This is a genomic window from Nocardia sp. NBC_00881 (genome assembly GCF_045207455.1).
Taxonomy (GTDB): Bacteria; Actinomycetota; Actinomycetes; order Mycobacteriales; family Mycobacteriaceae; genus Nocardia.
In genome coordinates this window covers 6,531,132-6,553,232 of record NZ_CP108798.1, presented here as the reverse complement: position 1 = coordinate 6,553,232, position 22,101 = coordinate 6,531,132, and the positions used below count along the sequence as shown (strand labels likewise).

Genomic DNA, 22,101 nt, shown 5'->3' with positions numbered 1-22,101 from the left:
GATACGGCCGCGTGTGACGAGTGCCGGGGACGATTATTCCCTGTCGACGCGCAATTCGGGTCGCGCGTCTACAGGGAACGGCTAGGCGCGAGGGTCGCGCAGAACGGCCGGCTGCGGACCGATCGCCGCGAACGCCTCGTCGCCATCCGAGCATGCGTGACCTCGATCGGCCGGTCCAAGACCGCACCGGACACGTACCGGTTGCCACGCCGCCGCGGCGGCGCGCAGTTCGTCGGCAAGGTCGGTGACGCTCGCGCTGAGGTCCTATCCTAGCGATCCCACTGCCGACGTGATTGCGTCGCCCTCCATCGGGGCTACTTCCGATCACCGGCCTGCAGCAGATCGGCCAGCGCGGAACCGATGACGGCCAGCGCCTCGGGCTGGGTCATCGTCTCATGGCTGGCCGCCACCGGGTGCACGGTGACCCCGGCGGCATAGGGCCGCCACGCCGCGACAATGTCCCGCTTCACGCCTTCGTTCTGCATGGCCTTGAAGAATTGCACCGTCCCGTCGAACACCTGTGGGGTGTAGCTCTCGGTGAGTTCGGCCGACCGCACCGCACTGGTGTAGATCCGCCGCAACCGGTCCGGCGTCAACGCCATCATGTCCGTCGGGATCGCCTCGTACAGCTTCATGAAGTCCGCTTCGCTCAGCACACTCAACTGTTGCGGATCGATGCCCTGGATACCGATTTCAGCCAGCAGCTCCAGCATGGCGGCGTGGAAGTAGTCGATGTCGAAGCTGTGGTCGCTGTCCAGCATCGCGAGCAACTCGACTTCCTGCCCGGCCGCCCGCAAACGCACCGCGATCTCGTGCGCGAGCACACCGCCGAGCGAGTAGCCGAGCAGGCGGTAAGGCCCCTCCGGCTGGACAGCGGTGATCTCCGCAAGGTAGCGGTCGGCCATGTCGTGCAACGACTCCGGCGGATCGGCGTCCTCCGACAGCGCCGGGGACTGCACGCCGTAGATGGGCTGTTGCGGGTCCAGCTGCTGGGCCAGCCCGCTGTAGCACCAGGACAGGCCGTACATCGGGTGGACGCAGAACAGCGGTGTCCGGCTGCCGGTCTTGCGGATCGGCAGTATCACGCTCATCGAGGCATCGGATTCGGCGTCGTAGTCGAGGCCGGATTCCAGCGCCTCCACGATCCGGGCCGATATGCCGGCCACTGTCGGGTCCAGGAAGAACCACTGCACCCGCAGTTGCGCGCCGGTGGCCCGACGCAGCCGGCTCACCGCTTGGCTGGCGACCAGACTGGTGCCGCCCATGGCGAAGAAGTCGTCGTCCAGACCGGCTCGTTCGATACCGAGCACCTCCGCGAACACCGCCGCGACCGCTTGCTGCAACGGGGTTACCGGCTCTCGGTAGGGCCGCGCGGTGAAAGCGGGGACCGGTAGCGCCTTGCGATCAAGCTTTCCGCTCGCGTTCAGCGGCAGCTCCGGCAGCGTGACGAGCACCGACGGCGCCATGTACGCCGGCAGCCCACGCCGGGTGTGCTCGAGCAGGGCCATCTCGTCGATCGTGTGACCGGATGCGGCCACCACGTAGCCGACCAGGCGATCCGGATCCGGGACCAGTGCGACCGCGGCATGACCGACTGAATCGTGCTCCAGCAGGACGGCTTCGATCTCGCCCAGTTCGATACGCTGGCCGCGCAGTTTCACCTGGAAGTCGGCGCGGCCGAGGTATTCGAGGACCGGGGAATCGAGTTCTCCCGCAGGGGCGGAGCTTGCGGAACCCACCAGTTTGACGATGTCGCCGGTGCGGTAGAGCCGGGCACCCGGCTCGTACGGGCTGGCGACGAATCGTTCGGCCGTCAACGCCGGCGCACCGAGATAGCCGCGCGCCAATTGCACACCGGCAACATACAGTTCGCCGGTCGCGCCGATCGGCACCTGCCGCAGCTGGCGGTCGAGCACGAATACCCGGGTGTTGGCCACCGGGGCACCGATCGGGACCGCACCGCGGATTTCGCCATGACCGGTCGGAGCCGGCACCGCGGCGGCGGTCACCACAGTTGCCTCCGCGGGGCCGTACCAGTTGTACAACTCCCCGGACAGCCGGTCGTGGAACGCGGCGGCAGTGGTGGCGGTCAGCGCCTCGCCCGCCGCGAAAACTCGTCCCGGCAGGGCATTCGGGAGCTGCTCCAGCTCCAGATACGCGTCCAGCATCGACGGCACGAAATGCACCGTGCTGACGGACTGCTTCTCGATCACCTCGGCCAGGTACCGCGGATCGCGGTGCCCGTCCGGCTCGGCGACCACGATACGGGCGCCGGTCTGCAACGGCCAGAACAACTCCCACGTCGAGATGTCGAATGTGATCGGTGTCTTGTGCAGCACCACATCGCCGGTGGTGTGCGGGTATTCGCGCTGGGTCCAACGGAATTGGTTCACCATCTGCCGGTGCGTGATCATCACGCCCTTCGGGCGTCCGGTGGAGCCAGAGGTGTAGATGACGTAGGCAATGTTGTCCGGCCGTGTTCTCACATCACCCGGACGCGACTCGCTCGCCCCCGAGAGCCACCCAGCGGTAGCGATACTCGCCTTTTGCGAAGCGGGTTCGATCTGCTCGACATCGAGCACTGTCGCCGCGGTGCCGGTTTCGAACCCGTCCTCGACCGTGGTGAGCACGAACAGCGGCGCCGAACCGGTGAGCACGTAGTCGTTGCGTTCCACCGGATGATCCGGGTCGACCGGCACATAGGCCGCGCCGGTTTCCAGCACCGCGTAGATCGCTACCACCAGTTCCAGCGACCGCCGCATCGCGACCGCGATCCGGCTCTCCGGGCCCGCACCGCGCCGGACGAGTTCTCCGGCAAGGCGACTCGCGCGCGACCGGAGCTCCGCATAGGTCAGCGTCTCATCGCCGAATGTCACCGCGGGCGCGTCGGGAGTGCGCTCGCACTGGGCGTGGAACAACGAGACCAGTGTCGCGTCGTCCACGAATTCCCGTGCCGTGGTGTCGTTCACCGCGTCCAACGCCGCCTGCTCGGCGTCGAGCAGCAGGTTGGTCGCCGCCAGCGTGCGCCGCGGACCGGCGACGAATTCGCCGAGCAGCATTCGCATCCGCTCGATGACAGCCTGTGCGGCAGCATCGTCGACGGTGCTGCGCTGGTAGATCACCTTCACCGTCAGCTGTGCGGTCAGTTCCACCAGCACCGTCAGCGGGTAGTGGCTGAAGTTGACGCTCTGCAGACCCGTGATGGCCATGCCGTCGATCGAACTCGCCCGCTGCTGCAGCCCTTCGGTGTCGATCGGATAGGACTCGTACGCCAGCAGCGAATCGAAGAGTCCGTCCACGCCGAGGGCATGCTGGATATCGGCCAGCCCAAGGTAGTGCCGGTCCAGCAGGGCTGCCTGCTCGGATTGCAAGCGGCCGAGCAGTTCTCGCACCGTCCACCGCGGATCGAACTGAACGCGAACCGGGATGGTGTTCACGAACAGACCGATCATGTCGTCGATGCCGTCGAGCTGCGGCGGCCGACCAGACACAGCGGCGCCGAAAACCACATCATCGCGATCGGTTCCGGCCGCGATCACCAGGCCCCAGGCCGCCTGCACCACCGTGTTGACGGTGACGCCGGCCTCGGCGGCGAAGGCCACCAGCGCCGAGGTCTGCTCCGGCGACAGGTCGAATGCCAGTGTCTCGACACCCGGCTCCGGTGCCACGGGTCGGGCCAGCGCGGGCGCTAGCGGAGTCGCCTCCAGCCCGTCGAGCGCCTTCGTCCACGCCCGCAGCGCCGCATCGGGATCCTGACGCGACAGCCACGCCAGGTAGTCGCGGTACGGCCGCACCCGCGGTAGCTGCGACAAATCACCGTGCGTCGCATACAGGACCAGCAGGTCCTTCATCAGCAACGGCATGGACCAGCCGTCGAGCAGGATGTGGTGGGTGGTCAGTACCAGGTGGGCGCTTCCGGATTCGGTGCGGTACAACGTGAATCGCACCAGTGGCGCCACCGCCGGATCGAACCGGCGCCGCAGATCGGCTTCGAGAATCGCCGGCAGCTCGGTATCGTGCACGTCCTCCACGATCTTCCACCCCACCTCGACGGCGTCCACCACCAGTTGTACGGGGGTGCCGTCGGCGGTGGCGACGAAAGCGCTCCGCAGGTTCGCGTGCCGATCCAGAACCGCCTGCGCGGCGCCGCGCAGCCGCTCGATGTCGACATCGCCGGACAGCTCCACCACGAACTGCATGGTGTAGTCGTCCACCGGGGATACTTCGGCGAGGAACAACAGTCCCGCCTGCAGCGGCGACAGCGGCAGCACATCGGACAGACCCGGCCGGGTCCGCTGCCAGGTGTCCAGCTCGGCCTGGGTGACCCGCGCCAGCGGCACATCCGACGGGGTGAGCCCGCCGGCCGCCGGATCCTGGGTGTGGCGGGCGAGCGCGGTCAGTGCCGACAGCCATTCGTCGGCCAGCTCGCGGACGTCCGCTTCGCCGATGACCTCGGCGGCGTAGGCGAACGACACATCCAACTGCGGGCCGGCGGCGGTCTCGTTGACGATCGCGTCGATGTCGATCACCGCGGGCATCGGCATCGTCAGATGCTGTTCGCCCGCAACGGCTCCCAGATCGCCGGTCGGCAGCCAGCCCGGATCGGCCCGGCCCTCGGGCTCTTCACCAGTCGAGACGCGGCCGAGATAGTGGAAGCCGACCTGCCCGAGGTCACCGGTGAGTTCGCCGGCAGTGGCCGCGTTCAGGTAGCGCAGCATGCCGTAACCGATGCCATTGTTCGGCACCGCGAGCAACTGCTCCTTCACCGACTTGAGTACCGCCGCAGCGGCTACACCGCTGGACAGGGCTGCCTCGGTGTCGATGCCGGACAGATCAAGGGCCACCGGGTAGCTGCTGGTGAACCGGCCGATGGTGCGGGTCAGGTCGGCACCGGGCACGGTCCCCTCCTCGCGGCCGTGGCCCTCGAGCCGCACCCGGGTGGCAGGTGCGTCGATGCCGCGGCGCGCCCGCCAGGTGCGCACCGCCACTGCGAGTGCGGCCAGCAGACCGTCGTCGACACCGCCTCGGTACAGGGCCGGAAGCTCGGTCAGGACAGCGCCGGTGACCTCGGCCGACACCTGGATGCCGATCTGCCCGCGCGTCGCATAGGTGTCCACCGCGGCATCCAGGGCACGGGTACCGAGCAACGGATCCGGCGTGGCCATCACCTGCTGCCAGTAGCCGACCTCGCCGGCACGGTCCGCTGCCGTGGCCGCTGTGGCCAGGCCGTGTGCCCAGCGTCGGAACGAGGTGCCGACGGCGAGCAGCGTGACCCCCTGCCCCGCCGCTCGCTGCGCCGAAGCCGCCATGAGGTCCGAGATCAGGATGTGCCACGATACGCCGTCGATGACGAGGTGATGGGCCGCGACGGTGACAGAGTCGCGTGCATCGGGGCGACGCAGCCAAGTGAAGGCGATCATTCTGCCTGCCGCCGGATCCAGCGTCGCGAGCGCGGAATCCATCGCCTCCCCGGCAATCCGGTTCAGCTCCGTCTCGTCTACACCGGCCGGCACGTCGACCTCGGAGATCAGCGTGTTCACGTCCATGCCACCGAGCGGCAGCGCCTCGAATTGCCACTGCCCGTCGAGCTGCCGCACCAGCGATCGCAGCACGTCGTGGTGGTCGAGGACGGCGGCGATGGCGGAGACCAGTCCGGCGCGCTCGATTCCGTCCGGCAGGTCCAACACCATGCTCTGCGAGAACCGGTTGGAGACACCGTCTTCGAGATATGCGGCGAGCGCCGGCGTCAGCGGGATCTCGCCGACACCGCCGCCGGGCAGTTCGGCCAGCTCGATCGGCGCGGCTTCAGCCGCCGTGACCGCGACCCGCACAGCCAATCCGGCGACGGTGGATGCTTCGAACAGCACCCGCACCGGAACCCGTGTATCCAGTGCGGCACCGATACGCGTCACGACCTGTGTGGCTGCTAGTGAGTTGCCGCCTAGTGCGAAGAAGTCGTCGTCCACACCAACCCGCTCGATGCCCAGGACATCGGCGAACACACCCGCCACGATTTCTTCGATCGGTGTGGAGGGAGCACGGAATGTTTTGGTTTCGAATTCGGGTGCGGGTAGTGCTTTGCGGTCTAGTTTGCCGCTGGTGTTCAACGGGAACGCGTCCAACACCACGACCGCTGCGGGCACCATATACGCCGGAACGACTTCCCCGACCGCTGACCGCAGCGCCACCGGATCGATCTGTTGGCTGGGCGCGGGCACGACGTAGGCGACCAACTGTTCACCCAGGCTCGAGGTGGTGACTACGGCTACGGCTTGGTTGACGCCGGGTTGGGTCAGCAGCGCGGTCTCGATCTCGCCGAGTTCGATGCGTTGGCCACGGAATTTGACTTGGAAGTCGGTGCGCCCGATGTATTCCAACCGGTGTGGCAGGTCCGGGGTGGGTGCACGCCATACCACGAGGTCACCGGTGCGGTACATGCGTTCACCGGTCGTGAACGGGCTGGCCACGAACCGGTCGGCGGTCAGGTCCGGGCGTGCGACATAGCCACGCGCGAGCTGGTCACCGGCCAGATACAACTCACCCGCCACCCCCGCGGGGACCGGTCGTAGGCGTGAATCCAGGACATACACTCGGGTGTTCCACTGCGGCACCCCGATCGGCACGGTGCGTTCGTCACCACCGCGGGCGGGCCAGTAGGTCACCGATACCGCGGCCTCGGTCGGACCGTAGAGGTTGTGCAGTACCGCCTCCGACACCGCGTTCCACGCCGTCACCGTTTCCGGTGGCAACGTTTCACCGATCACGAACACATCCCGCAACGTCGGGACCGACCTCGCCGACAGGTGTGCGGCGAACACCGTCAACATCGAGGGCACGAAATCGGTCACCGTCACCCGCTGCGCGGTAATGGTTTCCGCGACATACACCGGGTCGCGGTGACCGTCATGGGTAGCGACGACCAGTTTCGCACCAGCCCGCAACGGCAGGAAATAACCCCACAACGACACATCGAACGTGGTCGCGGTCTTCTGCAGATACACATCACCCGGGCCGAGTGGATACTGCGCCAGCATCCACTCGATCTGATTGTTGATCGCCGCATGCGAGACCGCCACACCCTTCGGGCGGCCCGTCGACCCGGAAGTGAAGATCACATACGCCGGATTCGTTGCCGTCACCGGCGCCGACAACTCCCGCGCGCGGATCGGGGAAGTATCGAACCCCGACAAATCCAGCAGGTCCACAGCCACGACATCGATGTCGTCGGGCACAGCCACCGTGTCGGTGCTGGTAGTCACCACACACACCGGACGTGCCGTGTCCAGGATATGAGTGATCCGCTCGACCGGGTGATCGGGATCCAACGGCACCCACGCCCCACCCGCGGCCACGATCGCATACATCCCCACCACCAAATCCAGCGAACGCCGAACCGCCAACCCCACCAACGACTCCGCACCCACACCCCGGGAAATCAGCAACCGCGCAAGCTGATTCACCCGCGCGTCGAACTCACCATAAGTCAGCTCCACACCCTCGAACACCACCGCCACCGCACCCGGATCAGCGTTTACCGCACGCCGGTACCCATCCAGCAACAGCCCGGAATCAACCGGGTAGCTCGTGTCGTTCCAGTCCTGCAGGATCCGGTGCTGCTCGACTGTGGTCAGTAGTTGCAGATCACCGACCGGGGTGTGTGGTGCGGTGAGGATCTCGGCGAGCAGGCGGGTGAATCGTTGCGCGAATCCCTGCACGGTGTGGTGGTCGAACAGATCGGTGGCGTAGGTGAACATGCCGGTGATACCGGCGGGTGCTCCTGACTGGTCGTATCGGTCGGCGAGGACCAGGTGCAGGTCGAACTGGGAGATGTGGGTGTCGAGGTCCACTCCCGATACCGTCAGCCCTGGCAGTTCCAGTGTGGTCGCGGCCAGGTTCTGGAACGACAAACCCACTTGGAACAGTGGGTGGCGGGCGGTGGAGCGTGCCGGGTTGAGTACCTCGACCAGTCGTTCGAACGGCACGTCCGCGTGCGCGAAGGCCGCGATGTCGGTTTCGCGTTGGCGTGCGAGGAGTTCGGTGAACGCTTCACCGGCCTCGATTCGGCTGCGGAAGACCAGCGTGTTGATGAATGTGCCGATCAGATCGTTGAGCGCGGCTTCTCCCCGGCCCGCCATCGGCGTGCCGATCGCGATGTCTCCGGTGTTCGACAACCGGGCCAGCAGTACCGCCAGCGCCGTGTGCACGACCATGAACAGTGTCGCGCTCTGCGACTGCGCTACCTGCACCAGCCCGCGGTGGGTGTCGGCGTCGATACCCACCGCCACCGCGGCACCCGCGAAGGACTGCACCGCTGGACGCGGTCGATCCATCGGCAGGTCCAACTGTTCAGGCAAATCCGCCAGCGCGGTACGCCAGTAGGTGAGCTGATCGGACATGATCGAGCCCGGGTCGTCCTCACCGCCCAGCAACTCACGCTGCCAGATGCTGTAGTCGGCGTACTGCACCTCGAGCGGAGCCCAGTTCGGTGCCTGCTCCGCCGACCGTGCGACATAAGCGGTCATCAGATCCCGCACCAGCGGCCCCACCGACCAGCCGTCGGCGGCGATGTGGTGCACCACCATCGCGATCACATACTCCGGAGTTGGGGCGGCGTCTTCGATCTCGAACAACGCCACCCGCACCGGCACCTCACCGGTGACATCGAACTGCGTCGACACCAACTCCCCCACCGCGGCTTCGATATCCGCCGCAGCTATCGACCGCACCGTCAGCGGCAGCCTCGCCTGGGTCGCCGCCACGATCACCTGCACCGGCTCACCCTCGACCACCGGATACACCGTGCGCAGAATCTCATGACGACCCACCAGATCCTCGATCGCCGCACGCAACGCCGAAACATCCAACAAGCCGGTCAACCGGACCGCGATCGGCAAGTTGTAGGCCGTCGAGGCGGTATCGAACTGGTTCAAAAACCACATCCGCTGCTGCGCCAACGACAACGGAACCCGCTGCGGGCGCCGACCAGCCACCAACGCCACCCGCCCGAGGGTGCCCGCCTGCTGCTCCACCCGAACCGCCAACGCCGCGACCGTGGGTGCCTCGAACAACACCCGCACCGGAACACGCGTACTCAACACCTCACCAACACGCGCGGTGACCTGCGTCGCGATCAGCGAGTTACCACCCAACATGAAGAAGTCGTCGTCCACACCAACCCGCTCGATGCCCAGGACATCGGCGAACACACCCGCCACGATTTCTTCGATCGGTGTGGAGGGAGCACGGAATGTTTTGGTTTCGAATTCGGGTGCGGGTAGTGCTTTGCGGTCTAGTTTGCCGCTGGTGTTCAACGGGAACGCGTCCAACACCACGACCGCTGCGGGCACCATATACGCCGGAACGACTTCCCCGACCGCTGACCGCAGCGCCACCGGATCGATCTGTTGGCTGGGCGCGGGCACGACGTAGGCGACCAACTGTTCACCCAGGCTCGAGGTGGTGACTACGGCTACGGCTTGGTTGACGCCGGGTTGGGTCAGCAGCGCGGTCTCGATCTCGCCGAGTTCGATGCGTTGGCCACGGAATTTGACTTGGAAGTCGGTGCGCCCGATGTATTCCAACCGGTGTGGCAGGTCCGGGGTGGGTGCACGCCATACCACGAGGTCACCGGTGCGGTACATGCGTTCACCGGTCGTGAACGGGCTGGCCACGAACCGGTCGGCGGTCAGGTCCGGGCGTGCGACATAGCCACGCGCGAGCTGGTCACCGGCCAGATACAACTCACCCGCCACCCCCGCGGGGACCGGTCGTAGGCGTGAATCCAGGACATACACTCGGGTGTTCCACTGCGGCACCCCGATCGGCACGGTGCGTTCGTCACCACCGCGGGCGGGCCAGTAGGTCACCGATACCGCGGCCTCGGTCGGACCGTAGAGGTTGTGCAGTACCGCCTCCGACACCGCGTTCCACGCCGTCACCGTTTCCGGTGGCAACGTTTCACCGATCACGAACACATCCCGCAACGTCGGGACCGACCTCGCCGACAGGTGTGCGGCGAACACCGTCAACATCGAGGGCACGAAATCGGTCACCGTCACCCGCTGCGCGGTAATGGTTTCCGCGACATACACCGGGTCGCGGTGACCGTCATGGGTAGCGACGACCAGTTTCGCACCAGCCCGCAACGGCAGGAAATAACCCCACAACGACACATCGAACGTGGTCGCGGTCTTCTGCAGATACACATCACCCGGGCCGAGTGGATACTGCGCCAGCATCCACTCGATCTGATTGTTGATCGCCGCATGCGAGACCGCCACACCCTTCGGGCGGCCCGTCGACCCGGAAGTGAAGATCACATACGCCGGATTCGTTGCCGTCACCGGCGCCGACAACTCCCGCGCGCGGATCGGGGAAGTATCGAACCCCGACAAATCCAGCAGGTCCACAGCCACGACATCGATGTCGTCGGGCACAGCCACCGTGTCGGTGCTGGTAGTCACCACACACACCGGACGTGCCGTGTCCAGGATATGAGTGATCCGCTCGACCGGGTGATCGGGATCCAACGGCACCCACGCCCCACCCGCGGCCACGATCGCATACATCCCCACCACCAAATCCAGCGAACGCCGAACCGCCAACCCCACCAACGACTCCGCACCCACACCCCGGGAAATCAGCAACCGCGCAAGCTGATTCACCCGCGCGTCGAACTCACCATAAGTCAGCTCCACACCCTCGAACACCACCGCCACCGCACCCGGATCAGCGTTTACCGCACGCCGGTACCCATCCAGCAACAGCCCGGAATCAACCGGGTAGCTCGTGTCGTTCCAGTCCTGCAGGATCCGGTGCTGCTCGACTGTGGTCAGCAGATCGATATCACCCAGCGCGTGATCCGGAGCGGCCGCGACCGCGCGCAGCAGGCGGCCGAAACGCGCCGCGAGATCGGCGATCGACTCCTTGTCGAACAGATCGGTGGCGTAGGTGAACATGGCCGCCAGGCCCGCGTCAGGGCCTTCTTGCGGCGTCACCGTCAGTTGCAGGTCGAATTTGGCGCTCGCACTGTCGAATTCGACCGCGCTCATGGACAGACCCGGCAACTCGAGCTGCGCCTGATCCATGTTCTGGAAGAACAACGCCACTTGGAACAGCGGATGATGCGCTTGCGAACGCACCGGGTCGAGCACCTCGACCAATCGCTCGAACGGCAGCTCGGCATGCGAGAATGCCGCGAGATCCGACTCTTTGGTCGTCTCGAGCAGGTCGCGGAACGACAACGCGGGATCGACCGCGGTCCGCAGTGCCAGCATGTTGACGAACATGCCGACCAGATCGTCGAGTTCCGGCTCACCGCGCCCGGCGACCGGCGTACCTATGGTGATGTCGTCGACACCGGATAGTCGTGCGAGCAGCGCGGCGAAGGCGCTGTGCACCACCATGAACAGTGAAGCACCGCTGGCCTGCGCGAGGTGGTCGAGCCCTGCCCTGGTCTTTGCGTCGAGAGTGAAGGTGAACACGGCGCCGCGTCCCGAGGCGAGCGCGGGGCGCGGCCGGTCCATCGGAAGGTCGAGCCGCTCCGAAATTCCCGCGAGGGCATCGCGCCAGTAGGCGATCTGCGCGGCCGCCACGGAGCTGGGGTCCTTCTCGTCGCCGAGCACCGCACGCTGCCACAGCGTGTAGTCCGCGTACTGCACCGGCAGCGGAGCCCAGTCGGGCGCGGTGGCAGCGCGGCGCGCGATATAGGCGGTCATCAGGTCGCGCACCAGCGGAGCGATGGAGGTGCCGTCTGCGGCGATGTGGTGCACCACGACGGCGAGAACGTAGTCGTCGATATCGAGGCGGGCGAGCGAAAGGCGCAAGGGCACTTCGGCCGCGACGTCGAACCCTGCGGCCGTGAAGGCGCGCAGCCATTCCGGGACCTCGTCGGCGGCGAGGGGGTGCGGCGTGAAATCCGGAACAGCCTGGGCGGCAGGCAGAACCACCTGGTACCCCGTACCATCCACTGCCGGATACACCGTCCGCAACGACTCATGACGCTCGATCACATCCGCGACCGCCGCCTGCAACGCCCCCACATCCAACGCACCCGACAACCGAATCGCAAACGGAACATTGTTCGCCGCGGAATCAGTATCGAACTGATTCAAAAACCACATCCGCTGCTGCGCCAACGACAACGGAACCCGCTCAGGGCGCTCTACCGGAACCAACGCACGACGTGCTTCGCCACCTTCGAATTCGGCGAGCCGCGTGGCCAGCAAGGCAACCGTCGGCGCCCCGAAAACCGTTCGGGCGGGTATCCGCGCGCCGACCGACGCGCCGAGCCGAGCCGCGATCTGCGTCGCGATCAGCGAGTTGCCGCCGAGCTCGAAGAAATCGTCGTCCGCGCCTACCTGGTCACCCGCGCCGAGCAATTCGCCGAACACCTTGCTGACCAGCTCTTCAAGCGGTCCGACCGGTGCGCGAAACGTCCTGGTCTGCAAGCGCGGCGTGGGCAGCGCCCTGCGATCCAGTTTGCCCGCGGGGGTCAGCGGGACCTCGTCCAGCACCATGACGGAGGTCGGCACCATGTGCGCGGGCAGGCTGCGTTCGGCGTGCGCGATCAGCTCACCGACGTCGATCGAGTGGCCACCCGTCGCGTGCACATAGGACGCGAGGATCGTCGCCCCGCTCTCCAGCTCGTGCCCGATCGTGACGGCGAAGTCGACGCTCTCGTGGCCGGTGAGCACAGCGTCGATCTCGCCCAATTCGATTCGGAAACCGCGGATCTTCACCTGGAAGTCATTGCGGCCTAAATACTCCAACTCACCATCGACAGTCCAGCGCACCAAGTCACCGGTGCGATAGAGCCGGGAACCGTTCGCGTCGAACGGGTTCGCCACGAAACGCACGGCCGTGAGGCCGGGGCGCCGCTGGTAGCCGCGGGCCAGTTGTGGGCCGGCGACGTACAACTCGCCGACCACACCGATCGGGACCGGCACCAGGCGTTCGTCCAACACGTACTCGGTGATCGCCCGGATCGGCGCACCGATCGTCACCGATGCGCCAGGCACCAATGGCGCGCTGGTATTCGTCGCGATCGTGGCCTCAGTCGGCCCATAAACGTTGTAGAACTCACGCTCACCACCGGCGATCGGAAGCACCCAACGACGCACCAACTCCGACGGGCATGCCTCCCCACCCACAACGACGACCCGCAACTCGTCAAGACCGACGGGATCCACCGATGCCAACGCAGCAGGAGTGACGAACGCGTGCGTCACCGCTTCCCTGCGCAACAGCGCGGCCAGCTCGTCGCCGCCGTAGACCGTCGGCGCCGCCACGACCATGGTCGCCGCGCCGCCGAGCGCGAGCAGCAGTTCCAGCACCGACGCGTCGAACGACGGCGAAGCGAAATGCAACGTGCGCGACACGTCGGTCACCCGATACCGGTCGCGCTGCTCCGCACAAAAACTCGCCAACCCGGCCTGGGTCACCACAACGCCCTTCGGCATACCCGTCGAACCCGAGGTGTAGATGACGTAGGCGGGATGCTCGGCACGCAGCGGCCGCAGCCGATCCGCGTAAGTGACCGGTTCGGTCGGATAGTTCTCCAGCTGACCTGCGGAAGTGTCGGGGTCGATGACCAGCCACTCGATTTCGCTGGGCAGTTCGTCCACGACATGTGCGACAGTGAGGCCGAGCACCGCGCCCGAATCCTTCACCATGTGCTCGACGCGATCGGACGGGTAGTTCGGGTCGACCGGGACGAACCCGGCGCCGGTCTTGGCCACTGCCCAGACCGCGACCACGGATTCGACCGAGCGCGGAATCCCCACCGCGACCAGGTCCTCCGGCCCGACGCCGCGATCGATGAGCAGTCGCGCCAGTCGGGTCGACCTGGCGTCCAGTTCCGCGTAGGTGAGATGTCCGCGCGAGCTGACAGCGTCGGCGACGAAAACCGCGGTGCCGGTCGGATTCGCTTCGACCGCGGTTGCCATCAGCTGCGGGAGAGTGGTGACCCTAGATCGCCTCGTGCGCGTGGGCCGCACCCGCGTCGGCCGGGTCACGCGTCCCCCGCTTTCCGCTTCCTGGGTCCCCACCCATGAGCCCGTAGCTTATTTCCCGACAAGCGAATCATAAAAACTCTGCACATCCTGCCGCTATAGAACACTTCTATGACACGTTTCCAGCGGGAAACCTGATACTACAAACGGACCGACTGTACCCATAGTCACATACCCTGGGCTTGCCCGTGCCGGGGGAACAGCCTCACTCCATGTCGAGCAACTCGCTGAGTTCCACGATCGAATCCACTTGGGTCCAGGGAGCCTCGAGAACAGCGCCGACACCGTTGTCGAGTACCACAGCCTGTAGGTCCTCCAGTGCGGTCGGGTCGAGTGTGTCGAGCCCTGCCCGATCGGTCATCAAATGGGTGACCCATTCGTCGGCGAGCGACTCGGTGGTGACGCCGCCGTCCCACACGAGTACCACCGACGCGCCCGCCGATCCAGCGGCGACCACCTCGACCAGCGCGGCGAGCGATTGCGCGCTGCCGTGCTGGAATGTGCGGGATTCGAAGGTCAGCTCGGTCCGCGCGCACAACCCTGCGGCCGCCGCGGCCAACCCGTCGTAGCTGAGCACCTGCTCCCCGACGAACGCCGGGTCGCTGCCGCGCAGCGCACGGACACGGTGCGCGTAGGTCACCGGGCGCGGCGACTCGGCGGCGACATCGGCGACAACGCCGGGATCGTCGAGCGCCAGCCAGTCGATGGCACCGATCGAGCCCGAGTCACCGACCGTGAGCCCGACCCCGACCTCCAGCCCGTCCGACAGCGCCGCGTCCAGCGCATCGACCGCCACCACCGCCGCACCCGCCTTCAACACGGCCCAAGCGCTGATCACCGCCTCGATACCCCGATCGAGCAACACCGCGACACCCATACCCGGCCCAACACCCCGCGCGATCAACACCCGCGCCAACCGCGACGAACGAGCATCCAGATCCTGATAAGAAAGGATGTCCTCGCCGGAGACCACGGCCGGGCCCTCGGGATCGTCTTCCACAGCGGCTGCCAGCGCCTGAGTCAGCGACGTGCCCGCGGTCGCCATGGGTGCCTCGAGGCTCGCGGTTCCGGCGGCGGCCATCTGTTCTCGTTCGGTGTGGTCGAGGATGTCGATGTCGCCGACGAGCACGTGTGGGTCGGCGGCCACCCTGGTCAGGATCCGTTCCAGCCTGCGACCGAAGGACTGCACCGTGGTCTCGTCGAAAAGGTCGACCGCGTAGGTGAAGACGGTGTCCAGCTCGCCGAACGAACCATCCTCGCCATGGCGCGGGTGCACGTTCACCTGCAGATCGAACTTCGCCGAGACCAGACCCGCGTCCAGCGCGGCGACAGTGAGCCCGGGCAATTCCAAGGCCGGCTGCTCGGTGTTCTGGAACGACAGCACCACACCGAACAGCGGACTCTGCGTAGTCGCCCGACCAGGCGCCACCACCTCCACCACCCGCTCGAACGGAATATCCGCGTTGGCGAACGCCGTGAGATCGGTCTCGCGCACCTGGTCGACCAGAGCAGCGAAGGACGCCGACCGCTCGACCGCTGTGCGTAGTGTCAAAGTGTTCACGAACATCCCGACCAGATCATCGATCGCACGCTCACCACGACCCGCGATCGGCGTGCCGATAGCCACATCCGAGTCCCCGGACAACCGGGCAAGCAGCACCGCCAGCGCCGCGTGAACAACCATGAACAGGGTCGCGTTGTATTCCCGCGCAAGGACGGCCAGCGCCTGGTGCACCTCCGGCGAAACGGCCAGGCCGGTGTTCGCCCCACGCATCGTCGCCACCGCGGGGCGCGGACGGTCCAGCGGCAATTCCAACTCACCAGACAACCCCTCGAGCTGGTTACGCCAGTACGCCAACTGCCGAGCGGCTATCGAGTTCTCCTCATCATCGGTGCCGATGACACTGCGCTGCCAGATCGCGAAGTCGCCGTACTGCACCTCCAGCGGCGACCAACGCGGCGAGTTACCACCGATCCTGGCCAGGTAAGCAGTCATCAGATCACGAGCCAGCGGCACCATCGAAGCACCATCAGCGGCGATATGGTGCGCGACCACAGCCAGCAGATACTCCTCCGGTCCGGACTCCACAAGCAAGGCACGCACCGGAACCTGATCGGTCACATCGAACCCGGTGAGCATCAACTCGGTCACCCGACCCATCGGGTCACCGGTGGCCACCACCTCCAACCCGCCGGGCAGCACCTCGGCCACAGACAAGATCTCCTGAAACGGCAACCCCCCCGGCCCGCTCACCGGATACCGCGTCCGCAGCGACTCATGCCGCTCCAACACATCCGCCAACGCATAACGCAACGCCGACACATCCAGCGCACCAGACAGCCTGATCGCCAGCGGAATATTGTAAGCAGGCGAAGCCGGATCGAACTGATTGAGCACCCACATCCGCTGCTGCGCCAACGACAACGGCACCGGCCCGACCCGCTCAGCACGGGCGAGCTGCGGACGTGCACCGCCACCGGTGCCGGGCGTCACGCGGGCGGCCAACGCGGCGACGGTGGGCGCCTCGAACAGCTCGCGCACCGCGACGTTCGCGTCCAGCGCCGCATTGATCCGCGCGACCACCCTGGTCGCGATCAGCGAGTTGCCCCCGAGTTCGAAGAAGTCGTCATCCAAGCCGACGCGTTCGACACCCAGTACCTCGGCGAAGGTTTCGGCCACGATTTCCTGTACCGGGGTGGCGGGTGCGCGAAACACTTTGGCTTCGAATGTCGGAGCGGGCAACGCCTTACGATCCAACTTGCCGGACACGTTGAGTGGGAACTCATCGAGCACCAGGAAAGCCGACGGCACCATGTAGGCGGGCAACCGCTCACTCAGCGCGGTCTTCACCGACTCGGTATCGACCACACGGTCGGATTCCGCGACCAGGTAAGCGACCAGCTGATCACCCAGGCGGTCATCCGAACGCACCACCACCACCGCTTGCGCTACCGAGTCCAGTCCCGTCAATGCCGACTCGATCTCGCCCAGCTCGATACGCAGACCACGCAACTTCACCTGGAAGTCGGTGCGGCCCAGATACTCCAGCTCGCCACCGTCGGTCCAGGCGACCAGGTCGCCGGTACGGTACATCCGTTCGGTATCACCGAACGGATTCGCCACGAAACGCTCGCTGGTCAGATCGGGGCGAGCCACATAGCCCTGCGCCAGCTGCACGCCCGCGAGATACAACTCACCCGCGACACCCACCGGTACCGGGTGCAACCGTGCATCCAGCACATACACCCGCGTGTTGAACACCGGAGCACCGATCGGCACCGACACCGTGTCGGTGTCGGTTACCTCGTGGAAGGTGACGTCGACCGCGGCCTCGGTCGGACCGTACAAGTTGTGTAGACGGGCACCGGTCAACTCACGCAACCGCCGCGCGGTCACCGCCGGCAATGCCTCACCAGAGGCGAATACCTGCCGCAGACGCGGCGCGGGCAGGCCGGCGCCACTCTCGTTGCCCAGCACCGAAACGAACACCGACAACATCGACGGCACGAAATGCGCTGTCGTAATCCCGTGTTCGGCGATCACCCGCAACAGATACATCGGGTCACGATGCCCGTCCGGGCGCGCGACAACCAGTCGGGCACCGGTCTGCAACGGCCAGAAGAACTCCCACACCGACACATCGAATGTGGCAGGGGTCTTCTGCAGTACCGCGTCCTGCGGGCCGATCGGATACTCATGCTGCATCCACACCAAACGGTTGACGATCGCGGCATGACTGACCGCCACACCCTTCGGCCGACCAGTCGACCCGGAGGTGAAGATCACATACGCCGTGTTCGCCGCCAGCAGCGGTCGCGTGCGTTCGCTGTCGGTGATGGGCGCACCACTGGAGGCAGCGAACCCGGGTGTCGCTTCGATACCCTCGACCGACAACACGCTCACCCGCGGTGACAGGTCCAGACCGAACCCGTCGGCCGAGCCAGACAAAACCATCCGCGGCCGCGCGGTCTCGACGATGTCGTTGATCCGTTCAGCGGGCTGATCCGGATCCAACGGAACATAAGCCGCACCCGTCTGCACCACCGCGTACATCGCGACCACGAGTTCCATCGAACGCCGCATCGCCAACGCGACCACCGTTCCCGGCCCGACACCCGCACCGATCAACTGCCTGGCGATCCGATTGACCCGCCCCTGCAACTCACGGTAAGTCAACCGCTCGTCCTCGAACACCAACGCCACCGCATCCGGCGTCGCCGCGACCTGCGCATCGAACAACGACACCAACGTCCCCACAGGCAACGGACGCGCAGTATCGTTCCATTCGTGTAGGACCAGGTCTTGTTCGCCTGGGGCGAGTATGTCGATGTCGCCGATGGTCACGGTGGGTTGGGATGCGACGGTGGTCAGGATTCGGTTGAAGCGGTCGGCGAAGTCTTGCACGGTGGCCTGGTCGAACAGGTCGGTGGCGTAGGTGAATGCCGCTGACATGCCGTGGGGTTCGCCGCGCCGTTCGATGTTTTCCACCAGTGTCAGTTGTAGATCGAACTTGGCCAGTGGCACCGCGAGGTCCACTCCTGATACCGAAAGTCCGGGCAGTTCCAGTTCGGTGTGTGCGAGGTTCTGGAAGGTCAGCATCACCTGGAACAGTGGATGGCGCCCTGCCGAACGCACCGGGTCCAGCAACTCCACCAGCCGCTCGAACGGAACATCAGCGTGCCCGAACGCCTCGACATCGGCTTCACGCACCGCACGCAACAGCTGATCGAAACGCGTGCCCGAGTCGACCTCGGTGCGCAGCACCAATGTGTTGACGAACATGCCGACCACATCATCCAACGCCGCCTCGCCACGTCCGGCGATCGGTGTTCCCACCGCGATGTCACCGGTGCCCGACAACCGAGCCAACAACACAGCCAGCGCCGCGTGCATCACCATGAACAACGTCGAATTGTGGGTGTGGGCGAGGCGGCTCAACGCCGCGTGCACATCAGCATCTATGTCGAAGCCGACCGTGGCGCCGCGGTGCGAGGCGACCGCGGGACGTGCACGATCCGCGGGCAACTCCAACTGTTCAGGCAAGCCTGCCAATGCGCTGCGCCAGAACGAGATCTGCTGCGCCAGTACCGAATCCGGGTCGTCCTCGACACCGAGAACCGCACGCTGCCATATCGCATAGTCGGCGTATTGCACCGGCAACGGTTCCCATTCCGGCACGCGACCACGCACCCGGTCCGCGTATGCGCCCATCAGGTCACGAGTCAACGGGCCCATGGAGAACCCGTCACCGGCGATATGGTGCACCACACAGATCAACACATGCTCGGTCTCGCTCAACGCCAGTAGCCGCACCCGTACCGGCGGCCTGCTGGTCACGTCGAAACCGTCTGTCACCACGGCAGCGATGAACGCGGGCACCTCGCTGTCGTGGGCCTGCTCGATCATGAACTCCGGCACCGCGCGCACATCACCTGTCGGCAGCACCAGCTGGTAGCCTTCGCCATCGATCTCCGGGTAGACGGTACGCAGCACCTCATGCCGTTCGGCGAGGTCGCCCACCGCGGCCCGTAACGCCTCGACATCCAGCCGGCCCGACAAACGCACCGCCACCGGGATGTTGTCTACCGCGCTACCCGGATCGAAACGGTTGAGAAACCACATCCGCTGTTGGGCATACGACAACGGCACCCGCACCGGTCGCGGGCCCGCACGCAACGCTTGGCCCACCACCGAACCCACATGCTGTTCCACACGCGCCGCCAACGCGGCGACAGTTGTCGCCTCGAACAACAACTGCACCGGCACCCGCACACCCAACGCCGAACCGACCCGTGCCGCGGCCTGCGCGGCAAGCAACGAATTACCGCCGAGCTCGAAGAAGTCGTCGTCCGCCCCGACCCGGCCGTCCTCCTCAGCCACCAGCAACGCCCCGAACACCTCGGCCACGACCTCCTCAACCGGTGTCGAAGGCGCACGAAACACACGCGCAGCAAAAACAGGCTCCGGCAACACCGCACGATCAAGCTTGCCAACCGTGGTCAACGGGATCTCATCCAGCACCATGATCGCGGCCGGAACCATATACCCCGGCAACGACTCCGAGAGGAACTCGGTCAGCACACCGGTATCCACGACGACCCCCGCACTGGGCAGCACGTAAGACACCAAAGCCGTCGCACCCGAAGGCAACGTCTTACCCAGCGTCGCCGCGAAATCGATATCCGGATGGCCGGTCAACGCGTTGTCGATCTCGCCGAGCTCGATTCGGAAACCACGGACCTTCACCTGAAAATCCGAACGCCCCAAATACTCGATGACGCCACCCTCACCACCGGATTCGCTGCGGCGCACCAGGTCCCCAGTGCGATACAGCCGCGCGCCGGCATTACCGATCTCAGCACCGAATGGGCTGGCCACGAAGCGCTCCGCGGTCAACCCCGGCCGGCCGAGATAGCCCTGCGCCAACGCCGCACCCGACAGATACAACTCACCCACCACCCCGGCAGGCACCGGACGCAGCCGCGAATCCAGCACGAACGCACCGACTCCCGCGATCGCCGAGCCGATCGTGATCGGATCACCCGGAACTATCGCCGTAGTACTCGTCGCGAGAATCGTTGCCTCGGTAGGCCCGTAACCGTTGTAGAACTCCCGCTCACCCCCCCAGCGGGCAACCAGCTCCGGCCCGAACTTGTCCCCGGCCACCACCACGACCTGCAGGTCGCCCAAACCCTCCGGGTCCACCGATTCCAACGCGCCCGGAGTAATCAACATGTGCGTGACACGCTCGCGCCGCAACAGATCCGACAGTTCATGCCCACCGAACACCGACGGCGGCGCGATCACCAACATCGCCCCGGAAGAGAACGCCAACAACAACTCCAGCACCGACACATCGAAATTCGGCGAGCACACATGCAGAACCCGCGACTCCTGACTCACCCCGTAATGCGCGCGCTCGGCGGCCACCAACCCGGCAAGACCACTATGGGAAACCACGACACCCTTGGGCTTGCCGGTCGACCCCGAGGTGTAGATCACATAAGCCGGGTGCCGCTCATCCAGCGGACGAACCCGATCGGTATACGAAATGGGATGCCCTGGGCGCGCGGCGATCCGCCCCGCCTGCACCGGATCATCCAACTCGATCCAGTGCAGCCCGGTGCCGAGCACGCCGCGGTGCGCCGAGGTCGTCAGGCCCACCACCGCACCGGAATCGGAGACGATGTGGTTGATCCGGTCGGTCGGGTACGTCGGATCCACCGGCACATACGCGGCGCCGGTCTTCGCGATCGCCCAGACCGCGAGCACCGACTCCACACTGCGCGCGATGCCGATAGCGACCACATCGCCCGGACCGACACCACGCTCGATCAACTCCCTCGCCAGCCGCGAGGACGCCGAATCCAACTCGGCATAGGTCAGCTCGCGATCATCGGCGGGATCTCCCGTCGGATTGAACCTGATCGCGACCTCAGTGGCGGCGGACTCCACCGCAGCGGTGAGCAACTGCCCGAAAACGGGGTTGCCCGACCTGCGACGACGGCTACCACGAGCGGAACGACGGGCGGTTTCCATTCGAGTGCATTCACCTCTCGCATCGAGCCAGGACCCGGCCCTACCCAGATCAGGGCATGATGTCCAGGACCAGTGCGGTCCGAGCAATCATATAAGGGACTGACCGGTAACTAACATCTGCTGTATCTGGCTGCACCGCAGCGGTGGCTGCAGGCGGCCACGTCCCTCTTTACGTGCTGACTGTCCTCTCCTCCGAACACTGCTCGGACCCCTGATCGCGGTGTCTTGTCTGAATGCCTGCCGTTATATCGGCGCAAAACCCGGCGCGTTGCAGGAGTAGAGGAGTTGGTGAACTAGCTCACAGCCATCCGCGCCCGGGTGACTGTCACCCGCCTGGAACCTGGCGCTTGCGCCGAGACGCTCCGGCGGTCGGTGGTGCGACGGACCGCGGGCGGCGGGCGGCGGACATTCCCAGCCTCCGGGCAATGGTGTCCTCGGTGGTGCCCAATCCCGTGGCGAACCCGGGCACTCGCGCCCGAGTCCTTCACGACGCGATCGGCTGGGCAGTTCGGAGCGACCGAGACAAATCCGGCACTGGGTCTCGGCCGC

At 66.0% G+C, this 22,101-nt stretch carries 2 protein-coding genes; both read right to left on the bottom strand.

All coding sequences use genetic code 11. The features are described 5' to 3' along the window. Window positions 1–314 precede the first annotated feature (314 nt). On the bottom strand, window positions 315–14,015 hold the full coding sequence (locus tag OH799_RS28255; protein ID WP_406282685.1) for an amino acid adenylation domain-containing protein: 13,701 nt from the start codon (window positions 14,013–14,015) through the stop codon (window positions 315–317). 202 nt (window positions 14,016–14,217) lie between these two features. Beyond that, window positions 14,218–21,552: an amino acid adenylation domain-containing protein gene (locus OH799_RS28250; RefSeq protein ID WP_406270140.1), complete on the bottom strand. Its 7,335-nt coding sequence runs from the start codon at window positions 21,550–21,552 to the stop codon at window positions 14,218–14,220. Window positions 21,553–22,101 lie beyond the last annotated feature (549 nt).

Coding starts and splice junctions, on each gene's coding strand:
- OH799_RS28250 (WP_406270140.1), bottom strand. CDS start 21,552: ATGGAAACCGCCCGTCGTTCCGCTCGTGGTAGCCGTCGTCGCAGGTCG.